Below are 21,128 nucleotides of genomic sequence, written 5' to 3' on the forward strand. Positions count from 1 at the left end.
GAGACGGCAGAGCCGGACCATGAACGGCCGGGCCGGGCCGGTACAGGGAAGTGACGCCCATTCTCCCGGTCGCACACGCATGCGGCAATGCTCCCGCCGTCCTCCGGCCCCTGGATCGCCCTTGCGCTGCCCCCATCCTGCCCGCTGCGACGTCTCGTGATGCCGGTTCCATCCCCTCACCTCGGCTCGGCAACCGTCACCCGGACTAGCCCTGGACGGCGAGGACCAGCGGAAACACCCCGCCCGCGCCGGCCTTGCGCAGCAGTCGAGCGGCCACCGCCAGCGTCCAACCGGTATCGGCGTAGTCGTCCACCAGCAGCACCGGGGCGCCCGCCGACTCCAGCGCCCTGGCCAACTCCGGCGGCACGGTCAGCGACCCGTGCAGGGCCCGCAGCCGCTGGGCGCTGTTGCTCCGCGGAATCCTGGTGTCCGCTCCGTCATCCACCGACACCACCGTCCCCAGGAACGGCATCCTGCCGACGGCGGAGATCCTCCCGGCGAGTGACTGGACCAACTCCGGCCTGGAGCGCGATCCGAGAGCGACCACCCCCACCGGGCGGTCCGGCGCATCCACCCCGCCCGAAGCCCAGCCACCCGGGCCCTTCGCCCAGTCGGCGAGGACGGTGACCACCGCGGACGCCACATCGTCAGGCACCGGGCCGTCGGCCGTCTGCGGCGCGAGCATCGGCCGCAGCCGATTGCCCCAGCCGATGTCCGAAAGCCGGCCCAGCGCACGGCCGGTCGCGGCCAGCTCACCCGCGGGAATCCGCCCCTTCAGGTCGACGCCGATGGCAGGCAGCCCCGTCGGCCACATACGCCGCGGCTCCACCTCCACACCAGGCCGCCCCAGCTCACCGCGCGCCGCATCGAGGGACGCTGCGGACACCTCCGTGGTGAACCGCGATCCGGCACAGCTGTCGCACCGCCCGCACGGCACCGCCGCCTCGTCGTCCAGCTGCCGCCGCAGGAACTCCATCCGGCAGCCCGTCGTGACCGCGTAGTCCCGCATCGCCTGCTGCTCGGTCTCGCGCTGCCGCGCCACCCAGGCGTACCGCTCGGCGTCGTACGACCAAGGGCGCCCGGTGGCCGTCCAGCCCCCCTTCACCCGGTGCACCGCCCCGTCCACATCGAGCACCTTGAGCATCGTCTCCAGCCGCGAACGACGCAGCTCCACCTGCGGCTCCAGAGCCGGCAGCGACACCGGCCGGCCGGCCGCCCCCAGGACGTCCAGGGTCCGACGCACCTGCTCCTCGGGCGGGAAGGCCAGCGACGCGAAGTACCTCCAGATCGCTTCGTCCTCCCGGCCCGGCAGCAGCAGCACCTCGGCGTGCTCCACCCCACGGCCGGCGCGCCCCACCTGCTGGTAGTAGGCGATCGGCGAGGACGGCGAGCCCAGGTGCACCACAAAACCCAGGTCGGGCTTGTCGAAACCCATGCCGAGCGCGGACGTCGCCACCAGCGCCTTCACACGGTTGGCCAGCAGATCGTCCTCCGCCTGCTGCCGGTCGGCGTTCTCCGTCTTACCGGTGTACGAGGACACGGTGTGGCCGCGGTGCCGCAGGAACGCCGTGACCTCCTCGGCCGCGGCCACCGTGAGCGTGTAGATGATCCCGGAGCCCGGCAGCTCGTGCAGATGGTCCGCCAGCCAGGCCAGCCGGTGCGCGGCGTCCGGCAGCGTCAGCACCCCCAGACTCAGGCTCTCCCGGTCCAGCGGGCCACGTAGCACCAGGGCTTGCGCCGCCCCTTCGCCCGTCCCCAACTGCTCGGCGACATCGGCCGTCACCCGGGCATTGGCCGTCGCCGTCGTCGCGAGCACCGGCACGCCCGGCGGCAGATCGGCGAGCATCGTGCGCAGCCTGCGGTAATCCGGCCGGAAGTCGTGCCCCCAGTCGGAGATGCAGTGCGCCTCGTCGACCACGAGAAGCCCGGTGGCGGCCGCCAGCTTGGGCAGCACCTGATCCCGGAAATCGGGGTTGTTGAGCCGCTCGGGGCTCACCAGCAGGACGTCCACCTCACCCGCGGCCACCTCGGCCTGAACGGTGTCCCACTCCTCGGTGTTGGAGGAGTTGATCGTGCGCGCGCGGATGCCGGCTCGCGCGGCCGCCTCAACCTGGTTGCGCATCAGCGCGAGCAGGGGAGAGACGATCACCGTCGGCCCGGCGCCGCGCTCACGCAGCAGCGCCGTCGCCACGAAATAGACCGCGGATTTTCCCCATCCCGTCCGCTGCACGACCAGGGCACGGCGATGGTCGGCCACCAGCGCCTCGATCGCCCGCCACTGATCCTCACGCAGCCGTGCCGCGCCGCTGGGATCGCCGACGAGGCGGGTCAGAACGGCATCGGCCGACGCACGCAGATCTTCGTTGCTCATGCCCCCATGCAACCCGATGCCACTGACAACGCGCGAACCCCGGCCCGAACCTGTGGATAACCACGTCACCCGCAAGTTATCCACAGGGGTCGCGGCGGAGCGCCGAGCGCGGGATCTTCGAGCCATGAATCAGCACAGCGAACCGTCCGACCGCCCGAATCCCGCAGACCGCAAGGGACCGGTGAAGCCCACGAACCCGGCGAGGCCGAAGCGGCACACAAGCCGAGCGCAGCCGGCGAACCCCCTGCCCCCGCCGTCTCCCGCTGACCCGTCGCCGTCCACCTCCGCCTCGCGACCCTCGTCCGCCGCCCCGGCTGCGCTGCACACCGCCACCCCGGACCCGGCGAACCCACCGAGCACCCCGACTTCCCGCCGCACCCGCACCGACGAGCCGCAGCAGACGAGCGCCCCTGACAGCCCGGCTTCCCCTGGCGAGCCCGACGCCGACCAGGCCCCGGGAAACCGCCCCCGCCGCTCCGCCGATCCCACCTTCTCCCCGACGTCCTTCATTCCGCCGAGCCCCTCCATCCCGGCCACCCGCGCCGACGGTGCCGGTCGTCCCGCACCCTCGAAGCCTGCCGACAGCACCCCAACCGACCCGGACGGCACCCATCGCAGCACGGGTGAAGTACCCCAGGTCACTCTGCGCGGCCCGGCCGAACTCGCCGACGCGCTGCCCTACCTCATGGGTTTCTATCCCGACGACAGCATCGTCCTCGTCGCCCTGCACGGCGAGCGCGGTCGCTTCGGCGGCAGGGTCAGGCTCGGCATCCCGAAGGACACGACCCAGTGGCCCTACATCGCCGACCAACTTGCCGAATGCCTCGTCTCGGCCGCCGAACAGCGTGGCGAGCGGCCCGCCGGCATGCTCGTCTACGTCTGCCAGGAACCCGCGCAGGGCGAGAGCGGCCAGGACGTGAAGCAGCGCCTCCGCCCCCTCGCCCAGCGGCTCCGCACGGCCTGCGGCGCCCTGGACGTGCCGGTCCTGGAGGCACTGTGCCTCTCCAACAGCCGCTACTGGTCCTACTGCTGCCCGGACTTCCGCTGTTGTCCCGCCGAAGGAACGCCCATGGTCATGCCGGGCACGTCCGTGATGGCAGCGGCCGCCGCCTACGCGGGGATGCAGGTACGCGGCTCGCTCAAGGAGATGGAAGCGAGGCTGACCCCGCGCACCGGCCCGCGGGCCGCCGACCAGGTCAAGGCGCTGGACACCGCAGCCGCCGCCCTCCTGCCGCGCATGCTCCAGGAGGACGGATCAGCCATCGTCCGGCAGGACACCCTCGACCGCGCCGCCGCGATGATCCACCGCTTCCGCCAGGACACGCCCGCGGGCAGCAACAAGGCGCGCGACGCCTGCGATGACGCGCTGATCACCGACGCCGAGGCCGCCCAGCTGATCCTCGGGCTCCAGGACCGCGTCGCCCGCGACCGGGCCGCGGAATGGATGGAGGGCCAGGCCGCCGCACCCGCCCTACGGCTGTGGCGCGCCCTCGCCCGCCGCTGCGCCGGCGGCTACATCGAGCACTCCGTAGCGCCGCTCACCCTCGCCGGATGGGTCGCCTGGGCCACCGAGGACGAACCCTCCGCCCGGGTGGCCCTCAGCCGCGCCCTGAGCCTCGACCCCGACTACGTCTTTGCCCGGCTGCTGCACGAAGGCATCAACGACGGCCTCGAACCGGAGCCGCTGCGCCGCTGCCTGCGGGGGGAACGCGAGGACCGCGCCGCTGCCGAAGAGCCCGGACCCGTCCCGGGAAAGAGTCCTGACAGTGAGCAGCCACAGCCGGGCCGCCCGGCGGCTGCCGACCACCGCTCGGCAGCCGGCCGGCCTTCGGGCCCGCGCGGCACGACCCGGCCCGCCGGCCGCCCAGCAGGCACCCGGGCCAGGGGACGCGCCGGACGAAACGGTGACCGGAGCCGGCGGTGACCGTCCCCGCACTGCGCGGCCGGCGTGACCTGTGCGCCGGCCGCGCCGTTCAGGTGGGTGGCGTGAGCCGCAAGGAGCCACGGACCCACGAAGGAGCCCAGCACGTGCCAGGCATAGTCCCCACCCCGTCCGCCCACCGGCCACCACGGGCACAGCGTGCCGCGCCGCTCCGCACCCCGCAGCCTCAGCCCGTCCACTCCTCGCTGATCTGCGTGGCCCTGCCCGCCCTCGCGATCTCGCCCGCCGACGGACAGCTGCGGGGCGAGGGCCTGGACGGCTACTACCGCGAGGGCCGCCGCATCCTGTCCCGCTGCGAAGTGCGCGTGGCCGGAGTGGAACCCCTCATCGTGCAGGGCAGGTTGACGGCTGCGGACCGCGCCCGGTTCGTGGGGACGGTGCGCAGGGCGGGGGAGCGCGGCCCGGACCCCGAGATCCACATGGAACGCCTGCGCCGGGCCGACGGCACCGAACGGATCGCCTTCCGAAGCAGCGCCGCGCGCGCCCTCCGGATCCCGGTCGAGATCCGGCTGGGCGCCGATCTCACCGAGCTGGGAGCCGTCGCCATCGGACTTCCGGGCCCCGAGCTGCGCGCCGCCGTGCACGGCTCGGGCCTGCGCTGGTCCGGACCCGGCGCCCATGCCGTGGTGACCGCGACACCCGCCCCCGATGACGCACTGGCCTCCGCCGGACTACTGCGCTGGGAACTGGAACTGCCGCCCGGTGGCCATCGCACCCTGGACCTCCTGATCTCCCTCGAACTCCCTGCCCCGGGCCGCGAGGAAGGCCACCGCACAGCACCGGGCCGGCCCGCCGTAGGCGCCCCCCTCGGGCCGGACGACGCCAGTCGGCCGGGTTCCCCGCCCCGCCCCCGGGCAGCCCGCCCGCCGTGCCCATGGACACCCACACGGCTGGAGTGCGACGACCCACGCGCGGACGCCCTCCTGGCGGCGGCCCTCGGCGACCTCAACGGCCTCCTGACACGTGATCCCCAAACCCCCATGGACCTCTACATCGCCGGCGGAATCCCCTGGCGACCGGGCCTCGCCCCGGCTGACGCCCTGTGGGCGGCCCGTATGCTGCTTCCCCTCGGCACACGGCTCGCCGCAGGCACTCTGCGTGCCCTCGCCCGTACACAACTGGCCGTCCCAGGGGCGGATTTCGGCCGAATTCCCGGCCCGCTACGCGACGCGGGCCCGCACGCCCCACCGAGCTGCACGGGCGTCGAGGCCACTCTGCTCTTCCCCGTCGTCCTGGCCGAAGCCCGGCGCTGGGGCCTGCCCGACCACGAAACCGAACGCCTGCTGCCCGCAGCGGAACGCTGCCTGCGATGGCTGCGCAGCACCGGCACATCCGCCGACACCGCACACCACGTGGGCTACGTCCCCGACCCGGCCCCCGGCGGCCCGCACCGCTGCGAGACCCAGGCACACGCCCACCGAGCGGCCCTCCTGGGAGCCGACCTCCTCGATGCCTACGGATACTCCGACGCGGCGGCACTGCGGGACTGGGCCGCCCAGCTCCGCACCCGGTTCCGCAAGGACTTCTGGCTGGAGGACCGGTCCGGCGGCCGCCCCGCGGCCCTGCGCAGCGCGGACGGCCGCCCCCTCCCGCACCTCGGCTCCGCGACCGCCCATCTCCTCGACACCGGCCTCCTGGGGGACGGCACCCACGCGCCGGGACTCCTCGACGCCACCCGCACAGCACAACTGGCGGCCCTGCTCGGGAGCCCGGCCCTGGACTCCGGCTGGGGGCTGCGCGGCCTGAGCGCCAAGGAGAGCGGCTACAACCCGTTCGGCCACCGGAGCGGCGCAGTCCGGATCCACGAAACCGCCGTCGCCGTCGCAGGACTCGCCGCAGCCGGTCACGAGAAGGCGGCATCTGCACTGGTCAAGGGCGTGCTTGACGCGGCGGAGAGCTTCGACCACCGCCTCCCCGAGATGTACGCAGGGGAGCAGCGCACCGCGGGCAGCGTTCCCGTACCGCATCCGGCGGCCTGCCGCCCCGCCTCGGTGGCGGCAGCCGGAGCCGTGCATCTCCTGGTCGCGCTTGCCGGTCTGCGCCCCGACGTCCCCGGGGGGACGATCGCGGTACGCCCGGTGAGCAACGCTCCGCTGGGCGCGCTCCAGTTCACCGGCCTGAGCATCGCCGAGCAGCCGTTCGCCGTGCGGATCAGCCGGCTCGGCATGGCCATGGTGGAGGAGGCGGCCGATGGCTTGCAGCTGGGGTCCTGAGGCGCTGTGGGGCCTGTTTATCGTCAGGCGGACGACTATGATCACGCCATGCCTCCCTACGACCCGTCGGCCTTCCCGCCCTTCGCCGTCACCGTCGACCTGGTCGTGCTCACCGTGCGTCGGCACGCCCTGTGCGCGCTGGCCGTACGCCGCGGTGAGCCGCCGTTCCAGGGTCGATGGGCGCTACCCGGTGGGTTCGTCCGCGGCGACGAAGACCTCGAAGGCGCGGCCGCCCGGGAACTGGCCGAGGAGACCGGCCTGCACGCCCATGCCCCGGCGGGACCGACCGCCTACGGCGCACACCTCGAACAGCTCGCCACGTACGGCGATCCCCACCGTGACCCGCGGATGCGGGTCGTCAGCGTCGCCCATCTCGTCCTCGCCCCCGACCTGCCCGCACCGCGAGCCGGCGGCGACGCCCACAGCGCGCGCTGGGCACCGGTCGACAGCCTCCTGGAACAGGCACCTGACCCCGGCCGCGACGGCGACCTGCCCGCTCCGCTCGCCTTCGACCACGCGCAGATCCTCGAAGACGGCGTGGAGCGTGCCCGCTCGAAGATCGAGTACTCCTCGCTCGCCACGGCGTTCTGCCCCCAGGAATTCACGGTCGGCGAACTGCGCAGGGTCTACGAAGCCGTGTGGGGCGTGGCCTTGGACCCCCGCAACTTCCACCGCAAGGTGACCGGAACTCCCGGCTTCCTGGTGCCCACCGGCGGTACGACGACCCGTCAGGGCGGCCGCCCCGCCCAGCTGTTCAGCGCGGGTGGGGCCACCCTGCTCAACCCGCCCATGCTCCGCCCGGAGGCGTGACAGCACAGCGCGGGGCGACAGGATTGACGTCGGACACGACGCCATGTCAGGACTCGGCAATTACGGGTAAATAAGACATGTAGGTCTATCTTGACGGGGTGAGTCCTCTCGTACCCCCCGCTGCCTCCGACCGGTCTCACGCCCCGCGAGGGACGCGATGATCCAGGCCATCGGACTGACCAGCGCGCCTCGCGGCGGCCTGCCGCCCGCCGTCGACGACCTCACCTTCGAGGCGCGACCGGGAAACGTCACCGTCCTGCACGGCCCTGCCGCAGCAGGCAAGACCACCGCGCTGCGCCTGATGCTTCAGCTCGAAACCGGCCGCGGCGTCGCCCTCTTCCGCGGACGCCCGCTGCACCGCGTCCCGAACCCCGCCCGCGAAATCGGTGTGCTCCTCGGCGACGTACCCGGGCGTCCCTCCCGCACCGCGCGCGGACACCTGCGCATGCTCACCGCAGCGGCCGGCGTCCCCGCCGACCGCGCCGACGACGTACTCGACCTCGTCGGCCTCAGCGGTCTCGCCGACAAACAGATCGGTGACCTCTCCCGCGGCATGGACCGCCGACTCGGCATGGCCGCCGCCCTCCTCGGCGACCCGCACACCCTGGTCCTCGACGAGCCCACCGAAGGGCTTGCTCCCCGGGAAACCGCATGGCTGCACGGCTTGCTGCGCGGCTATGCCGCACAGGGCGGCGCCGTACTCATCACCTCCCGCAACTCCAGGGAAGCCGCCCGCATCGCCGACCACGTGGTCACACTCCACGACGGCAGGCTCGCCGCCGACCAGGAGGCCGTCGCCTTCGCCCGCACCCGCATGCGCCCCCGTGTCGCGGTCCGCTCCCCGCACGCCGACCGCCTGGCGGACGTGCTGATCGACGAGTCGCAACGAGCGCAACGCGCATCCGACCCTGCCATCGGCCGTTCCGTCGAAGTCGTCCGTGAAAGCGGCAGTCGCATCGCCGTCTACGGCAGCAGCTGCGCCGCCGTCGGTGAAACGGCGTTCCGGCACCGCATCCTCGTGCATCAACTGACGGACGAGGCGGGTGACACCACCCTCGCCTCGCCTCTCCACCGGGCCGACGGCCGCCCCGCACCTGCAGTGACCGAAGCCTCCGAGGCGGTCGCAGTCACCTCCTCGGGAGAGGCCGGCACGCACGTCGACACACATATCGATATGACGACATCAGTTGTCGGTGACATCGCCCTGCACGCTACGTCACATACTCCCGGCAACACTGCGGCAGTCGTCGATCGCAACGCACTGTCCGACACCCTCACCCTCCCGGTGATCGAGCCGTCGACATCAGTGCCACGCCAAGCTCCGCCAGCAAGCTCCCCGCTCGCGGAGCGACTCGCGATTCCGCGGTTGCCGGCGCCGGGGCCGGCATGGCCACTGCGCTACGAACTGCGCCGCACCTTGAGCGATGGCTCCGGCCTGCTCGTCGCCGTCGTCACGCTGCTTGTGTCGCTGGTGTTGGCCTTGCTGCTGGCCCGTCACGGGGCTGCCCCGACGTCCCGGGTGATGACTGGCTGGCCACGTCAACTCCCGTTTCCTCCAGCGGCACTCGGAGCGGGACTTCTCGGATCGCTCGCCTTCGGCCAGGAGTTCCGCTACCCGGCGCTGGCGCACGAACGCGGTGCGGTGCCACGCCGTCTCGGACTGCTCGTCGCCAAGCTCCTGGTCAGCGGGGCCGCCGCGCTGGCGCTCGGCGCTGCTGTGCTCGCCGCGGATGAGGTGGCCTCGCGCACTCTGTTCGGGCCGAATGCGGCCAACACTCTCTCTGACTGGCCCGTATTCAGCCTTGGTTGGGCGGGCCTCCTGGTGGGGTGCGCATGGGCGGGAGTGCTCGCCGCCGGTGTATTCCGTTCCACGGCAATGGGGTTGGCGGCGGTGCTCGCCGTTCCTGTGGCCGTCATGCCTCTGGTGCAGCATGTGTTGGCCGAGCCGGCTGCCCGCTCCCTGGCCGGTCTGCCCGGACGGCTGCGGTCGTCGGCTCTGGTTCAGTGGCCTTCCGGAATCGACCAAGGCGTATCCGTAGTGCTGCGCCTGGCCACTCAACCCGTAGGTGGCGCACTGACGTTGTCGCTGGCGGCCCTGGTCTGCGCCTACGCCCTTACCGTGCTGCGGCACCGGGCTCACTGACCACCTGCGCACGGTCGATTCGCGGTCCACTTCTTGTGCGTACTGTCCGCAACTCGCCGCAGAAAGCGCATTTCTTTCCGATAAAGCGTCAATTGTGAGGTCGCAGGCGATCACCCTTTCGTGTGCTTTTCACCAAAGACCTCAAGGGTGTTGAGGGTGCCGCCGACAAAGGATGCGTGAGTACCCTTGCGCACACCATGATGACCGCGGCTCGCCCCGCCGACTCCGGCCACGCAGGCCCGGGCGAGCTTGACCGCTACCCCTATGGCGCCGCCAACGCCGGCGTGGACCGCGCCGAGCGCGTCACGCCGGTATGGGACGGCGCCGAAGCAGACATGGCCCGTGCGGGCCGCCGCGCGGCGGGCAGCCGCGGCCGCGGACTGCACGGCCAACTCGTCCAGCAGCTCGGTCAGATGATCGTCTCCGGCGATCTCGGTGCCGACCGCCCGCTCGTTCCCGAGGAGATCGGCCAGCGTTTCGAGGTCTCCCGCACCGTCGTCCGTGAATCGCTGCGCGTTCTCGAGGCAAAGGGCCTCGTCAGCGCCCGCCCGAATGTGGGCACCCGGGTACGCCCGGTCAGCGACTGGAATCTCCTCGACCCCGACATCATCGAGTGGCGGGCCTATGGTCCGCAGCGCGACGACCAGCGGCGCGAGCTCTGCGAGCTGCGCTGGACGATCGAGCCGCTCGCCGCCCGTCTCGCCGCAGGACACGGCCGCGAGGACATCCAGCAGCGGCTCACCGACATGGTCGAGATCATGGGCCACTCCGCAGCCCAGGGCGACACCATGACCTTCGCCCGCGCCGACTCCGAGTTCCACGGCTTGCTGCTGCAGCTCGCGGGCAACCGGATGCTTGAGCACCTCTCGGGCATCGTCTCCTCCGCCCTGCACGTCTCCGGCGGCCCGTCGGGAGGCTGTGAGCGGCCCGTGGAGACGTCCGTGGGGCAGCACATGCGGATCGTCGACGCGATCGGCAGCGGGGACGCCACGGCGGCCGAGGGCGCCATGCGCCAGCTGCTCGCCGCTCACGGTGACGGCGCCGGGCAGGTCCCCGGTGCGCCCGTGGATCACGTCGTGCCCGCGCCCCGCGAGCACTGAGGGCCGTACCCACGGGCGTACGGACCGTAGGCACCTCGTCGGCCGGGTGTAGCGCGCCCCGACGGCTCGGGGCGCGACGTATGCGCGCGTCCCGCACATTCGCCGGATCCGGGCGGGATCCGGATCCGGCGATGTCGCTTGGGCAGGGTTGCATGTCATATGACTGGGAATGTGTCGTTATGGGGTGTGACTCGGGCCACGCAGATTGGGCGTAACGCTCTTCCGGGAAGCGCGATGACTTAAGAGGTGATAGCCGAGGAGGGAATGCGAGCGGCGTTCGTGACGCTGTTCAACTCCCCGGTTGCCCTTGCGCCGTCGGTCCATCCCCACCGGCGGTCGTCGGCTCCGGTCCACACTGGACGGGGTCGGAAGCCGTTTCCATCGTTCCGAGAGGTTGTTCGTGTCGGCCAGCACATCCCGTACGCTCCCGCCGGAGATCGCCGAGTCCGAGTCTGTGATGGCGCTCATCGAGCGGGGAAAGGCTGATGGGCAGATCGCCGGCGATGACGTGCGTCGGGCCTTCGAGGCTGACCAGATTCCGCCAACCCAGTGGAAGAACGTTCTGCGCAGCCTCAATCAGATCCTCGACGAGGAGGGTGTGACGCTGATGGTCAGTGCCGCAGAGGCGCCCAAGCGCACCCGCAAGAGCGTCGCAGCGAAGAGTCCGGCAAAGCGCACCGCCACCAAGACCGTCGCGGCGAAGGCCGCCACGGTGAAGAAGGCCACCGCGGCGGCCGCCCCCCTGGGGGACGAGCCGTCCAGTGAGTCGGAGGCCGCGCCTGCCAAGAAGGTCGTGGCGAAGAAGGCCACGGCCAAGAAGACGGTTGCCAAGAAGGCCACGGCCAAGAAGGCGACCGCTAAGAAGACGGCGGCCAAGAAGGACGTCGACGAGCTGCTCGACGACGACGCGGCCGAGGAGACCCCGTCACCCGCCAAGGGCGACGCTCCCGAGGCCGCCGAAGGCACCGAGGCGGCCGGTTTCGTCCTGTCCGACGACGACGAGGACGACGCCCCGGCACAGCAGGTCGCCGCGGCCGGAGCCACTGCCGACCCGGTGAAGGACTACCTCAAGCAGATCGGCAAGGTCCCGCTCCTCAACGCCGAGCAGGAGGTCGAGCTCGCCAAGCGCATCGAGGCCGGCCTGTTCGCCGAGGACAAGCTGGCCACCGAGGAGAAGATCGCTCCCAAGCTCAAGCGCGAGCTGGAGATCATCGCCCAGGACGGCCGCCGGGCCAAGAACCACCTCTTGGAGGCCAACCTCCGACTGGTCGTCTCGCTGGCCAAGCGGTACACGGGCCGCGGCATGCTCTTCCTGGACCTGATCCAGGAGGGCAACCTCGGCCTGATCCGTGCGGTCGAGAAGTTCGACTACACCAAGGGCTACAAGTTCTCGACCTACGCGACGTGGTGGATTCGCCAGGCCATCACCCGCGCCATGGCCGACCAGGCCCGCACCATCCGTATCCCCGTCCACATGGTCGAGGTCATCAACAAGCTCGCGCGCGTACAGCGCCAGATGCTCCAGGACCTGGGCCGTGAGCCCACCCCGGAGGAGCTGGCCAAGGAGCTCGACATGACCCCTGAAAAGGTCATCGAGGTCCAGAAGTACGGTCGCGAGCCGATTTCGCTGCACACCCCGCTGGGCGAGGACGGCGACAGCGAGTTCGGTGACCTCATCGAGGACTCCGAGGCGGTCGTCCCGGCCGACGCGGTCAGCTTCACGCTTCTGCAGGAGCAGCTGCACTCGGTCCTGGACACGCTCTCCGAGCGCGAGGCCGGTGTGGTCTCGATGCGCTTCGGCCTCACCGACGGCCAGCCCAAGACGCTGGACGAGATCGGCAAGGTCTACGGCGTCACGCGTGAGCGGATCCGCCAGATCGAGTCCAAGACCATGTCGAAGCTGCGTCACCCGTCGCGCTCCCAGGTGCTGCGCGACTACCTCGACTAGCAGATCCGGCACGGACAGCTGCGAGCCCGGTCTTCCCTTCGCGGGAGGGCCGGGCTCGCGGCTGCCCGGGTGCGGAACGCGGCCGTTTGGGTCACTCTTGGTGGGCGATCGATGCCTCAGAGTCAGGAGCTCGTATGCGCCCGTTTCTCCGTGCCGTACCCGGAGCCCTCGCGCTGGTCCTTGCCATGCCGGTGACGGCGGCCGCTGACGGATCGGTGGTCGGCGGTCAGCCCGTACAGGTCACACAGAGCCCCTGGGTGGTGGCTCTGGCGTCCCAGGACCGCTTTGGCGGTGAACGCTCCGGGCAGTTCTGCGGCGGCGTGCTGGTCGGCCGCAGAACCGTCGTCACGGCGGCGCACTGCCTGAGCGAAGAAGTGCTGGGCGTGCCCTGGCGGAAGGTACGCGATCTGCGGGTCATCGTCGGCAGGGAGGATCTCGCCCGCGCCGGCGGACAGGAGCTGAAGGCGACGAGGGTCTGGATCAGTCCGCGGTACGACAGCTGGACGAACGAGAGCGACATGGCGGTGCTCACCCTGGAGAAGCCGGTGACCAACCGGGCGATCCCGATAGCCGATGGCGACTCCGACGCCTATGAGGCGGGCACCGCTGCCGCCGTCTACGGGTGGGGCGACACCACCGGGGAGGGTAGCTATGCGACGCGGTTGCGGTCTGCGCGGGTGAACGTGCTGCCGGACTCGGAGTGTGCGCGGGCGTACCCCGGGGGCGCCGACGGCACGTACAAGGCCGCGTCGATGCTGTGCGCGGGTGAGCCGCAGGGCGGGCGGGATGCCTGCCAGGGCGACAGCGGGGGGCCGCTGGTCGTGCAGGGCCGCCTGGTGGGGCTGGTGTCCTGGGGGACCGGCTGTGGAAAGCGGGGCAATCCCGGGGTCTATACGCGCGCATCCGGACTGATCCCGGAAGTCGCCGCACACGGTGCCGGCTGAGAGCCCGGAGCTGCCGCGCAGCGTGTGAGCGTACGAGTGCGGGCGGTCTCCCCGGTTGTGCCGGGGAAGCCGCCCGCAACACGGCACTGGGCCGCTACTCGCTCGTCGTCGTGGATGCGATGTGTCAGCGGTCCTCTTCGGTCGCAGACGCCGGAGTGGCGGTCAGCCGCTCCGTCTCGTCCTGTATTTCCGCGGCGATCTTCTTGAGTTCTGGCTCGAACTTGCGACCGTGGTGGGCGCAGAAGAGCAGTTCTCCGCCGGACATCAGGACGACGCGCAGGTATGCCTGGGCGCCGCAGCGGTCGCAGCGGTCAGCGGCCGTCAGCGGGCTCGCGGGTGTCAGAACAGTAGTCACGTCGCCTCTTCTCTAGCTCGACGAGCTGTCGTACCAGGGTCAACATCCAACCAGGCCGAAAACGTTCCCGCTCGTGCCTATTCCTCGAAAAATTTCTCCGAGGAGGGCCGGGTGCTGCCGGGTGGCGGCGAATGAGCCGTATTGCGTGGTGGTCTGATTCACGTTGGTTGCTGGGGTTTGTCCTCCCGGCTGGCTTGCCGGTCGTTGATGAGGACGTGCCCGGAGCCTAAATGGTTCATGCCTCGAAGGGAACGTGATGTTCACGTCACCTCGGCCTCACCCCATCGAGGGATCGAACGAACGATCGAAATTCTACTAGCATGGGAGCGCTTACGGGTGGCGTCGCATCGGCTCTACTGGGCCTCGGTACCCTCTGACCGGCGACACCGCCACCAACAGAGTCCGCGGAATGCGGACTGCCAGAAATTCAGCGAGGAGCGAACCGCGTGACCGCCGAGATGTCCGTGCCGTCCACCGCAGTGCTGACCGGGGCAGACCGGGACGGTTCCAACTACACCGCGCGGCATCTGCTCGTCCTCGAGGGGCTGGAGGCCGTCCGTAAGCGCCCCGGCATGTACATCGGCTCGACGGACAGCCGTGGCCTGATGCACTGCCTGTGGGAAATCATCGACAATTCCGTCGATGAGGCGCTGGGCGGCTACTGCGACCACATCGAGGTGATCCTCCACGACGACGGTTCGGTGGAGGTCCGTGACAACGGCCGCGGCATCCCTGTCGACGTCGAGCCCAAGACCGGGCTCAGCGGCGTCGAGGTCGTGATGACCAAACTGCATGCGGGCGGCAAGTTCGGCGGCGGCTCCTATGCCGCGTCGGGCGGCCTGCACGGCGTCGGCGCATCGGTCGTCAACGCCCTCTCCGCGCGCCTTGACGTCGAGGTGGACCGCAACAGCAAGACCCACTCGATCAGCTTCCGCCGAGGCGTCCCCGGGATCTTCACCGAATCCGGCCCGGACGCCCCGTTCGATCCGGGCAACGGCCTGCTCAAGGGCAAGCGGGTCGCCAAGGCGAAGACCGGCACCCGGGTGCGCTACTGGGCGGACCGCCAGATCTTCCTCAAGGACGCCAAGCTCTCCCTGGAGACGCTGTACGCGCGGGCCCGCCAGACGGCCTTCCTGGTGCCCGGCCTGACCCTCGTCGTCCGCGACGAACGCGGCATCGAGGGCGCAGGCAAGACGGAAGAGACCTTCCGCTACGACGGTGGCATCAGCGAATTCTGCAAGTACCTCGCGCAGGACAAGGCCGTGTGCGACGTGCTGCGGCTGACCGGCCAGGGCACGTTCAAGGAGACCGTGCCGGTACTCGACGACCGCGGTCACATGACACCGACCGAGGTCACCCGGGAACTGGGTGTCGACATCGCGCTGCGCTGGGGGACCGGCTATGACGCGACGGTCAGGTCCTTCGTCAACATCATCGCGACACCCAAGGGCGGCACGCATGTCTCCGGCTTCGAGCGGTCGATCGCCAAGACCGTCAATGAAGCGCTCCGGTCCAGCAAGCTTCTGAGGGTCGCCGAGGACGACGTCGTCAAGGATGACGCCATGGAGGGCCTCACCGCTGTGGTGACCGTGCGGCTGGCCGAGCCGCAGTTCGAGGGGCAGACCAAGGAGGTGCTCGGCACCTCTGCCGCGTCCCGGATCGTCGCCCAGGTGGTCAGCAAGGAACTGAAGGCATTCCTGACGTCCACCAAGCGGGATGCGAAGCAGCAGGCGCGGGCAGTCCTGGAGAAGGTCGTGGCCGCGGCCCGTACGCGCATCGCGGCCCGCCAGCACAAGGAGGCGCAGCGCCGGAAGACGGCGCTGGAGTCCTCCTCGCTGCCGGCCAAGCTCGCCGACTGCCGCAGCGACGACGTCGACCGCAGTGAACTGTTCATCGTCGAGGGCGACTCGGCGCTCGGTACGGCGAAACTGGCGCGGAATTCGGAGTTCCAGGCGCTGCTGCCGATTCGTGGCAAGATCCTGAATGTCCAGAAGTCATCGATTTCGGACATGCTGAAGAACGCTGAATGCGGGTCCATCATCCAGGTCATAGGGGCTGGATCCGGCCGTACTTTCGACATCGACACCGCCCGTTACGGCAAGGTCATCTTCCTTGCCGACGCAGACGTCGACGGCGCCCACATCCGCTGCCTGCTGCTGACGCTGTTCCAGCGCTACATGCGGCCGATGGTCGAACAGGGCCGGGTCTTCTCCGCTGTTCCGCCGCTGCATCGCGTCGAACGGATCAATCCCAAAAAGGGCCAGGACAAGTACATTTACACGTACTCCGACAACGAACTGCGCCAGACGCTGCTCGAACTCCAGCGTAAGAACATCCGCTACAAGGACAGCATCCAGCGGTACAAGGGCTTGGGCGAGATGGACGCCGACCAGCTCGCCGAGACCACCATGGACCCGCGGCACCGCACCCTGCGGCGGATCAACATCAGCGATCTCGAAGCGGCGGAGAAGGCGTTCGACCTCCTGATGGGCAACGAAGTCGCGCCCCGCAAGGAATTCATCACCAACTCCGCGTCCACGCTGGACCGGTCGCGCATCGACACCTGAGCCGTCACCGGCCGCCCCGGAGGGCGTTTCTCCACCCGCGGGTGGAGAAACGCCCTCCGCGTTTTCCACCTCCTCCCCACCCTGGCTCCGATCCACCGGAAGGGCTCGCTCCGTAGCGTCGGAGACGTCGTATTTCGTCGTCCCACGGAGGCTCAGGCCATGAGCGGCTTGCTCAACATCGTTGTGATCGTCGCGGTGGTCGCGATCGTCCTCGTCCGCCAGTTCCAGGCGCAGCGGGTGTCCGACAGCAAGAAGTGGTGGCTGATTCCCGTCGTCCTCACCGTGCTGGCGCTGCGCGAGCCCGGCCTCCTGGACCCCGCACATCAAGCCGCCTCCGTCGTGCTGCTCGTCGTCGGCCTCCTCATCGGCCTGGCCGGCGGAGCGGCCTGGGCCTGGACAACCAAGATGTGGACCGACGAGGACGGCGCCGTCTGGACGAAGGGCGGCCGGGCGACGGTGTTCGTCTGGCTCGCCGGACTGGCCGTACGCCTCGGCGTGGTCGGCGTCGGCGTGCTCATGGGCGTCCACCAGGGCACGCCCGCCACGATGCTGTCCGTCGCCGCCATGCTGCTGACCCGCAGTGGAATCACGGTCTGGAAGGCTCGGTCCGCACTGCCCACGTACCGTGTTCCTGTTGGTGGCTGAGAAACGTCGCCACCCACCGGAAGGACCGTGTGTGCCGTTGAACTCCTGGACGAGCTGGCCCCTGCGGGAGTCGCTCTCCCGTGAGGGCGTGACCGATGCCCGCAGGTGGATCGGCCGGATCATCCGCGTCGTCCTGCTCGCCGTCCTCCTGTGGGTGACCATGGTGCGGTCGGAGTTCCACGTCCGGGGCATGGTCATCGGCGTCGCCGGGATCGTGCTGGGTGTACTGGCGTTCCGCGGCTTCTACCGGCTGACCCTGCGCCGGCAGTTGTGGCCCTCCCTCGGGCTGCTGCTGGCCATGGAACTCGGCGCACTCGTCCTCCACGCCGCAGGGGCGTCGCTGCCCGCGCTGGTCCTGTGGTGTGGCTGCGCGGTCACCGCGATGGAACGGCTGCCACTCGGCGCTGCCGTCATATGCTTCGCCACCGCGCTCGGCGCCTACGCCGCCGTCAACAACGACAGCTGGCTCACCACCATCACGACGACGGTGGGACTCGCCCTCGCCGGCTACGTGATGCGACTGGACTCGGAGGCGCGCGGCAACGCTCACCGGCTGCTTGCGCAGGAACGCGCCGCGCGCAAAGCCGAGGCCGAGACGGCGGCGCTCGCCGAACGCGGCCGCATCGCGCGCGAGATCCACGACGTCCTCGCCCACAGCCTGAGCGCACAACTGGTCCACCTGGAGGCGGCGAGGCTCCTCATCCACCGCAGCACCGATCTGGAGGCGGACCGCGACCAGATCCTCGAACGGGTGGTGGCGTGCCGGGGGATGGCCCGTGAGGGCTTGGACGGCACCCGTGAAGCGCTGTCGGCGCTCCGCGGGGAGATGGCCCCGGCCGAGGACTTCCTGCGCGGTTTGACGACCGCTGAGGGCGCGCAGCTGGCCGTGGCGGGGGAGCGCCGCACGCTGTCACCGGAAGCCGGGCTCGCGGTTCGCCGGGTCGCCCAGGAGGCGCTGACGAACGTACGCAAACACGCCCCGGGTGCCCGGGTGAACGTCCTCCTGGAGTATGCGGAAAGCAGCGTCGTCCTGGAGGTGCGGAACTCGGGAGGGCGCGTCAAGCCCGGAGAACTGGCCAACAGTGGGTCCGGGTACGGTCTCCTGGGGATGCGGGAGCGCGCCGAACTTCTCGGTGGAACGCTGGAATCCGGCCCCGGCAAGGAGGGTTTCGTGGTGCGGTTGCAGGTGCCCGCATGACGGCGCGGCCGGTGGCGCGCGTGGTGGTCGCGGACGATCAGACCGTGGTGCGCGAGGGAATCGTGATGTTGCTGGGACTGCTGCCGGGTGTCGAAGTCGTGGGATCCGCCCCGGACGGCGAGGAAGCCGTCCGCATGGTCGCCGAACTCGCCCCGGACGTCGTCCTGATGGACCTGCGGATGCCCCGCTGCGACGGCGTCGAAGCCACCCGCCGCATCCGGGCGGACCACCCGGGCACGCAGGTGGTGGTGCTCACCACGTACGCCGACGACGACTCGCTCTTCCCCGCGCTGCAGGCCGGAGCCCGCGGATACCTCACCAAAGACGCGGACGGCGACGAAATCGTCCGGGCCATCGACGATGTGCTGTCCGGGGAAGCCGGCCTGTCGCCCAAGATCCAACGACGACTGCTGGAGCGCTTCGCGGAACCCGTACGTGACCTGCCGCAACCTGCGGACGAACCGCCCGACGGCCTGACCGCACGCGAGGTCGAAGTGCTGCGGCTCGTTGCCGAGGGGCAGTCGAACCCGGAGATCGCGCGCACCTTGCACGTCTCCACTGCCACGGTGAAGACCCACATCAACAACCTCTTCGGCAAAGCGGGGCTGAGGGACCGCGCACAAGCGATCCACTACGCGTACCGTCACGGCCTCGCGCAGCCACCCAGGTAAACCATCACCTGATGGGGTGAAGGATACGGAAGGAAGAGTCCAGGAACTTCCTTTCTGTCCATCCTTGACGCACACGGTCAACATGCCCGTGCGACAAGGAGTGTTCGGTGGACAAGCACGACGGCCGCACGGCCGCAGAGCCAGAGGTCGGACCGCTCGACGACCCCTGGAGCGACGCACTCGCCCTTAGGTGGGACGAGTTGGACTACCCGACGGACTACGGATACGAAACACATGCCGCGTCGGCAGCTGCACCGGTGCCGAAACCGAGGTCAGCGGAGCACGACGAGGTGTACCTCGCCGTGCAGCGCAGCGCCGCCTTCCAAGAAGTGCGCCGCCGCTACCGGGGCTTCGTCATCCCGGCCACAGTCCTCTTCCTGGTCTGGTATCTCGCCTACGTCATCGCCGCGACGGCCGCACCGCACCTCATGGCCCTCCACGTCATCGGAGCCGTCAACGTCGCGATGCTGGCCGGCCTCGGCCAGTTCATCACCACGTTCTTCCTCACCTGGGCCTACGCGCGCCACGCCCGCCTCCGCCGGGACAATGCCGCGCTGGACATTCGCTGGGAGACCCAGGAGCTGACGGGAGGAAACCTCCGTTGACCGGCGACCACCAGTCTCTGGCCCTGATCCTGTTCAGCGTGTTCGTCGCCGTCACCCTCGGCATCACCACCTGGGTGAGCCGCCGGCGGCACGGCTCAGCGGAGGAGTTCTACGCCGGCGGCCGGCTCTTCTCCCCGCTGGAGAACGGCTTCGCCATCGCCGGCGACTACATGTCGGCCGCGTCCTTCCTCGGTATCTCCGGGCTCATCGCCCTCTTCGGTTACGACGGCCTCCTCTACTCCGTGGGATTCCTCGTCGCCTGGCTGGTCGTGCTGTTCCTCGTCGCCGAACTCGTCCGCAACTGCGGCCGGTTCACCCTCGCCGACGTTCTGGCCGCCAGGATGCGCGAACGCCCCGTACGCATCGCCGCCGGAACCGCGTCGGTCACTGTCTCCGTGCTCTACCTGGTCGCCCAGATGGTTGGCGCCGGCAGCCTCGTCGCTCTGCTGCTGGAAGGCGCGGGTGCACAGGAACGTGCCTGGATGGTGGTCGGCGTCGGCGCCCTCATGGTCGTCTATGTCGCCTGCGGAGGCATGCGGGCCACCACCTGGATCCAGATCGTCAAAGCCGTGCTCCTCATGGGCGGTGCCATCGCAATGACCGTCCTGGTACTCACCCGCTTCCACGGTGACATCAACACCCTCCTGACGACCGCCGCCGAACGCAGCGGCCACGGGAGGGACTTCCTCGCTCCGGGCCTCAAATACGGCGGTGGCTGGACGGAACGGCTGGACTTCATCAGCCTCGGCCTCGCACTGGTCCTCGGAACGGCCGGGCTGCCGCACATCCTGTCCCGCTTCTACACCGTCCCCACGGCGCGTGCCGCCCGCCGGTCCGTCATCTGGTCCATCGGCCTGATCGGCGGGTTCTACCTGATGACGATCGTGCTCGGCTTCGGAGCGGCGGCGGTACTCGGCAGCGATGCGGTGCGCGTCTCCAACAGCTCGGGCAACACCGCCGTTCCGCTGCTTGCCCTGGACCTGGGCGGCGGCGCCGGCTCCACGGGCGGCACGGTGCTGTTCGCCGTGGTGGCGGCCGTCGCCTTCGCCACCATCCTGGCCGTCGTCGCCGGCATCACACTCGCCTCGTCGGCCTCTGTGGCACACGACCTCTACGCAACACTCCGGCGCAGCCGTCGGACGAAGCCGGGACGGGTGCACAGCGAGGTCACCGTGGCACGGGTCGCGGCTGTCGCAGTCGGCGCGGTGGCCATCGCCCTTGCCCTGCTCGCCCAGGACCTGAATGTGGCATTCCTGGTCGGGCTGGCCTTCGCCGTGGCGGCATCGGCCAACCTGCCGGTACTGCTCTATGCGCTCTTCTGGCGCCGGTTCACGACCAAGGGCGCCGTCTGGTCCGTGTACGGCGGCCTGGTTCCGGCCATCGTGCTCGTGGTTCTCTCGCCGGTGGTTTCCGGCAGCCCGACAGCGATCTTCCCCGGACTGGACTTCCAGCTCTTCCCCCTGGAGAACCCCGGTGTCGTATCGATTCCGCTGGGCTTCCTCATGGGATGGCTGGGGACTGTGGCTTCCTCGGAACCGGCCGACGCGGCCCGGCACGCGGAGACCGAAGTGCGGGCATTGACCGGGGCAGGAGCAGCGTAGGTGCGAGCCTTGGCC

The 21,128-nt window shown here is 70.1% G+C and carries 15 protein-coding genes; 13 read left to right on the forward strand and 2 right to left on the reverse strand.

Going from position 1 to position 21,128, the window contains the following annotated elements:
* Positions 1–205: 205 nt before the first annotated feature.
* Positions 206–2,371: a RecQ family ATP-dependent DNA helicase gene (locus LIU39_RS03120; protein WP_227044286.1), complete on the reverse strand. Its 2,166-nt coding sequence runs from the start codon at positions 2,369–2,371 to the stop codon at positions 206–208.
* Between the two features lie 643 nt (positions 2,372–3,014).
* Here LIU39_RS03120 and LIU39_RS03125 point away from each other — a divergent pair.
* The 7 genes from LIU39_RS03125 (at position 3,015) to LIU39_RS03155 (ending at position 13,471) form a co-directional block, all read left to right on the forward strand.
* Positions 3,015–4,295: a DUF4192 domain-containing protein gene (locus LIU39_RS03125; RefSeq protein ID WP_227044740.1), complete on the forward strand. Its 1,281-nt coding sequence runs from the start codon at positions 3,015–3,017 to the stop codon at positions 4,293–4,295.
* A gap of 212 nt (positions 4,296–4,507) precedes the next feature.
* The gene (locus LIU39_RS03130; RefSeq protein WP_372463804.1) at positions 4,508–6,526 is read left to right on the forward strand and encodes a glycogen debranching N-terminal domain-containing protein; all 2,019 of its coding nucleotides are present in this window, start codon (positions 4,508–4,510) and stop codon (positions 6,524–6,526) included.
* A 48-nt stretch (positions 6,527–6,574) separates the two neighbouring features.
* Positions 6,575–7,336, forward strand: coding sequence for an NUDIX hydrolase (locus tag LIU39_RS03135; RefSeq protein WP_227044288.1), 762 nt, complete (start codon positions 6,575–6,577; stop codon positions 7,334–7,336).
* 157 nt (positions 7,337–7,493) lie between these two features.
* Positions 7,494–9,479 (forward strand): ATP-binding cassette domain-containing protein, encoded by a 1,986-nt coding sequence (locus LIU39_RS03140; protein ID WP_227044291.1) that lies wholly within the window; start codon positions 7,494–7,496, stop codon positions 9,477–9,479.
* A gap of 122 nt (positions 9,480–9,601) precedes the next feature.
* A complete protein-coding gene (locus LIU39_RS03145; protein ID WP_308409338.1) occupies positions 9,602–10,579 on the forward strand; it encodes a FadR/GntR family transcriptional regulator in 978 nt (325 codons plus the stop codon).
* 394 nt (positions 10,580–10,973) lie between these two features.
* Positions 10,974–12,527: an RNA polymerase sigma factor gene (locus LIU39_RS03150; protein ID WP_264482334.1), complete on the forward strand. Its 1,554-nt coding sequence runs from the start codon at positions 10,974–10,976 to the stop codon at positions 12,525–12,527.
* 134 nt (positions 12,528–12,661) lie between these two features.
* On the forward strand, positions 12,662–13,471 hold the full coding sequence (locus LIU39_RS03155; protein WP_227044296.1) for a S1 family peptidase: 810 nt from the start codon (positions 12,662–12,664) through the stop codon (positions 13,469–13,471).
* A gap of 124 nt (positions 13,472–13,595) precedes the next feature.
* On the opposite strand, the gene LIU39_RS03160 is transcribed toward LIU39_RS03155, so the two are convergent.
* Positions 13,596–13,826 (reverse strand): DUF7455 domain-containing protein, encoded by a 231-nt coding sequence (locus LIU39_RS03160; protein ID WP_227044298.1) that lies wholly within the window; start codon positions 13,824–13,826, stop codon positions 13,596–13,598.
* Between the two features lie 446 nt (positions 13,827–14,272).
* Here LIU39_RS03160 and LIU39_RS03165 point away from each other — a divergent pair, with 446 nt between their 5' ends.
* The 6 genes from LIU39_RS03165 to LIU39_RS03190 all read left to right on the forward strand — a co-directional run bounded on the left by LIU39_RS03165 (position 14,273) and on the right by LIU39_RS03190 (position 21,113).
* Positions 14,273–16,393 (forward strand): DNA gyrase/topoisomerase IV subunit B, encoded by a 2,121-nt coding sequence (locus LIU39_RS03165; RefSeq protein WP_227044300.1) that lies wholly within the window; start codon positions 14,273–14,275, stop codon positions 16,391–16,393.
* Between the two features lie 159 nt (positions 16,394–16,552).
* A complete protein-coding gene (locus tag LIU39_RS03170; RefSeq protein ID WP_227044302.1) occupies positions 16,553–17,038 on the forward strand; it encodes a CcdC protein domain-containing protein in 486 nt (161 codons plus the stop codon).
* A 31-nt stretch (positions 17,039–17,069) separates the two neighbouring features.
* Positions 17,070–18,236, forward strand: a complete 1,167-nt coding sequence (locus LIU39_RS03175; RefSeq protein WP_227044303.1) for a sensor histidine kinase — start codon at positions 17,070–17,072, stop codon at positions 18,234–18,236.
* Positions 18,233–18,907 carry a response regulator transcription factor gene (locus tag LIU39_RS03180; protein WP_227044305.1) on the forward strand — a complete coding sequence of 225 codons (675 nt, stop codon included), beginning with the start codon at positions 18,233–18,235 and terminating at the stop codon, positions 18,905–18,907. Before LIU39_RS03175 ends, LIU39_RS03180 begins: the two co-directional genes overlap by 4 nt.
* 107 nt (positions 18,908–19,014) lie before the next feature.
* Positions 19,015–19,512 (forward strand): DUF485 domain-containing protein, encoded by a 498-nt coding sequence (locus LIU39_RS03185; RefSeq protein ID WP_227044307.1) that lies wholly within the window; start codon positions 19,015–19,017, stop codon positions 19,510–19,512.
* Positions 19,509–21,113 carry a monocarboxylic acid transporter gene (locus LIU39_RS03190; protein WP_227044310.1) on the forward strand — a complete coding sequence of 535 codons (1,605 nt, stop codon included), beginning with the start codon at positions 19,509–19,511 and terminating at the stop codon, positions 21,111–21,113. Before LIU39_RS03185 ends, LIU39_RS03190 begins: the two co-directional genes overlap by 4 nt.
* The last annotated feature ends 15 nt before the right edge of the window (positions 21,114–21,128 follow it).

This window comes from Streptomyces pinistramenti, assembly GCF_020564935.1.
GTDB lineage: Bacteria > Actinomycetota > Actinomycetes > Streptomycetales > Streptomycetaceae > Streptomyces > Streptomyces pinistramenti.

Bases quoted from the DNA above. Each gene is read 5' to 3' on its own strand.
- LIU39_RS03135 (WP_227044288.1), top strand. From the start codon at position 6,575: ATGCCTCCCTACGACCCGTCGGCCTTCCCGCCCTTCGCCGTCACCGTC.
- LIU39_RS03120 (WP_227044286.1), bottom strand. From the start codon at position 2,371: ATGAGCAACGAAGATCTGCGTGCGTCGGCCGATGCCGTTCTGACCCGC.
- LIU39_RS03155 (WP_227044296.1), top strand. From the start codon at position 12,662: ATGCGCCCGTTTCTCCGTGCCGTACCCGGAGCCCTCGCGCTGGTCCTT.
- LIU39_RS03170 (WP_227044302.1), top strand. From the start codon at position 16,553: ATGAGCGGCTTGCTCAACATCGTTGTGATCGTCGCGGTGGTCGCGATC.
- LIU39_RS03140 (WP_227044291.1), top strand. From the start codon at position 7,494: ATGATCCAGGCCATCGGACTGACCAGCGCGCCTCGCGGCGGCCTGCCG.
- LIU39_RS03180 (WP_227044305.1), top strand. From the start codon at position 18,233: ATGACGGCGCGGCCGGTGGCGCGCGTGGTGGTCGCGGACGATCAGACC.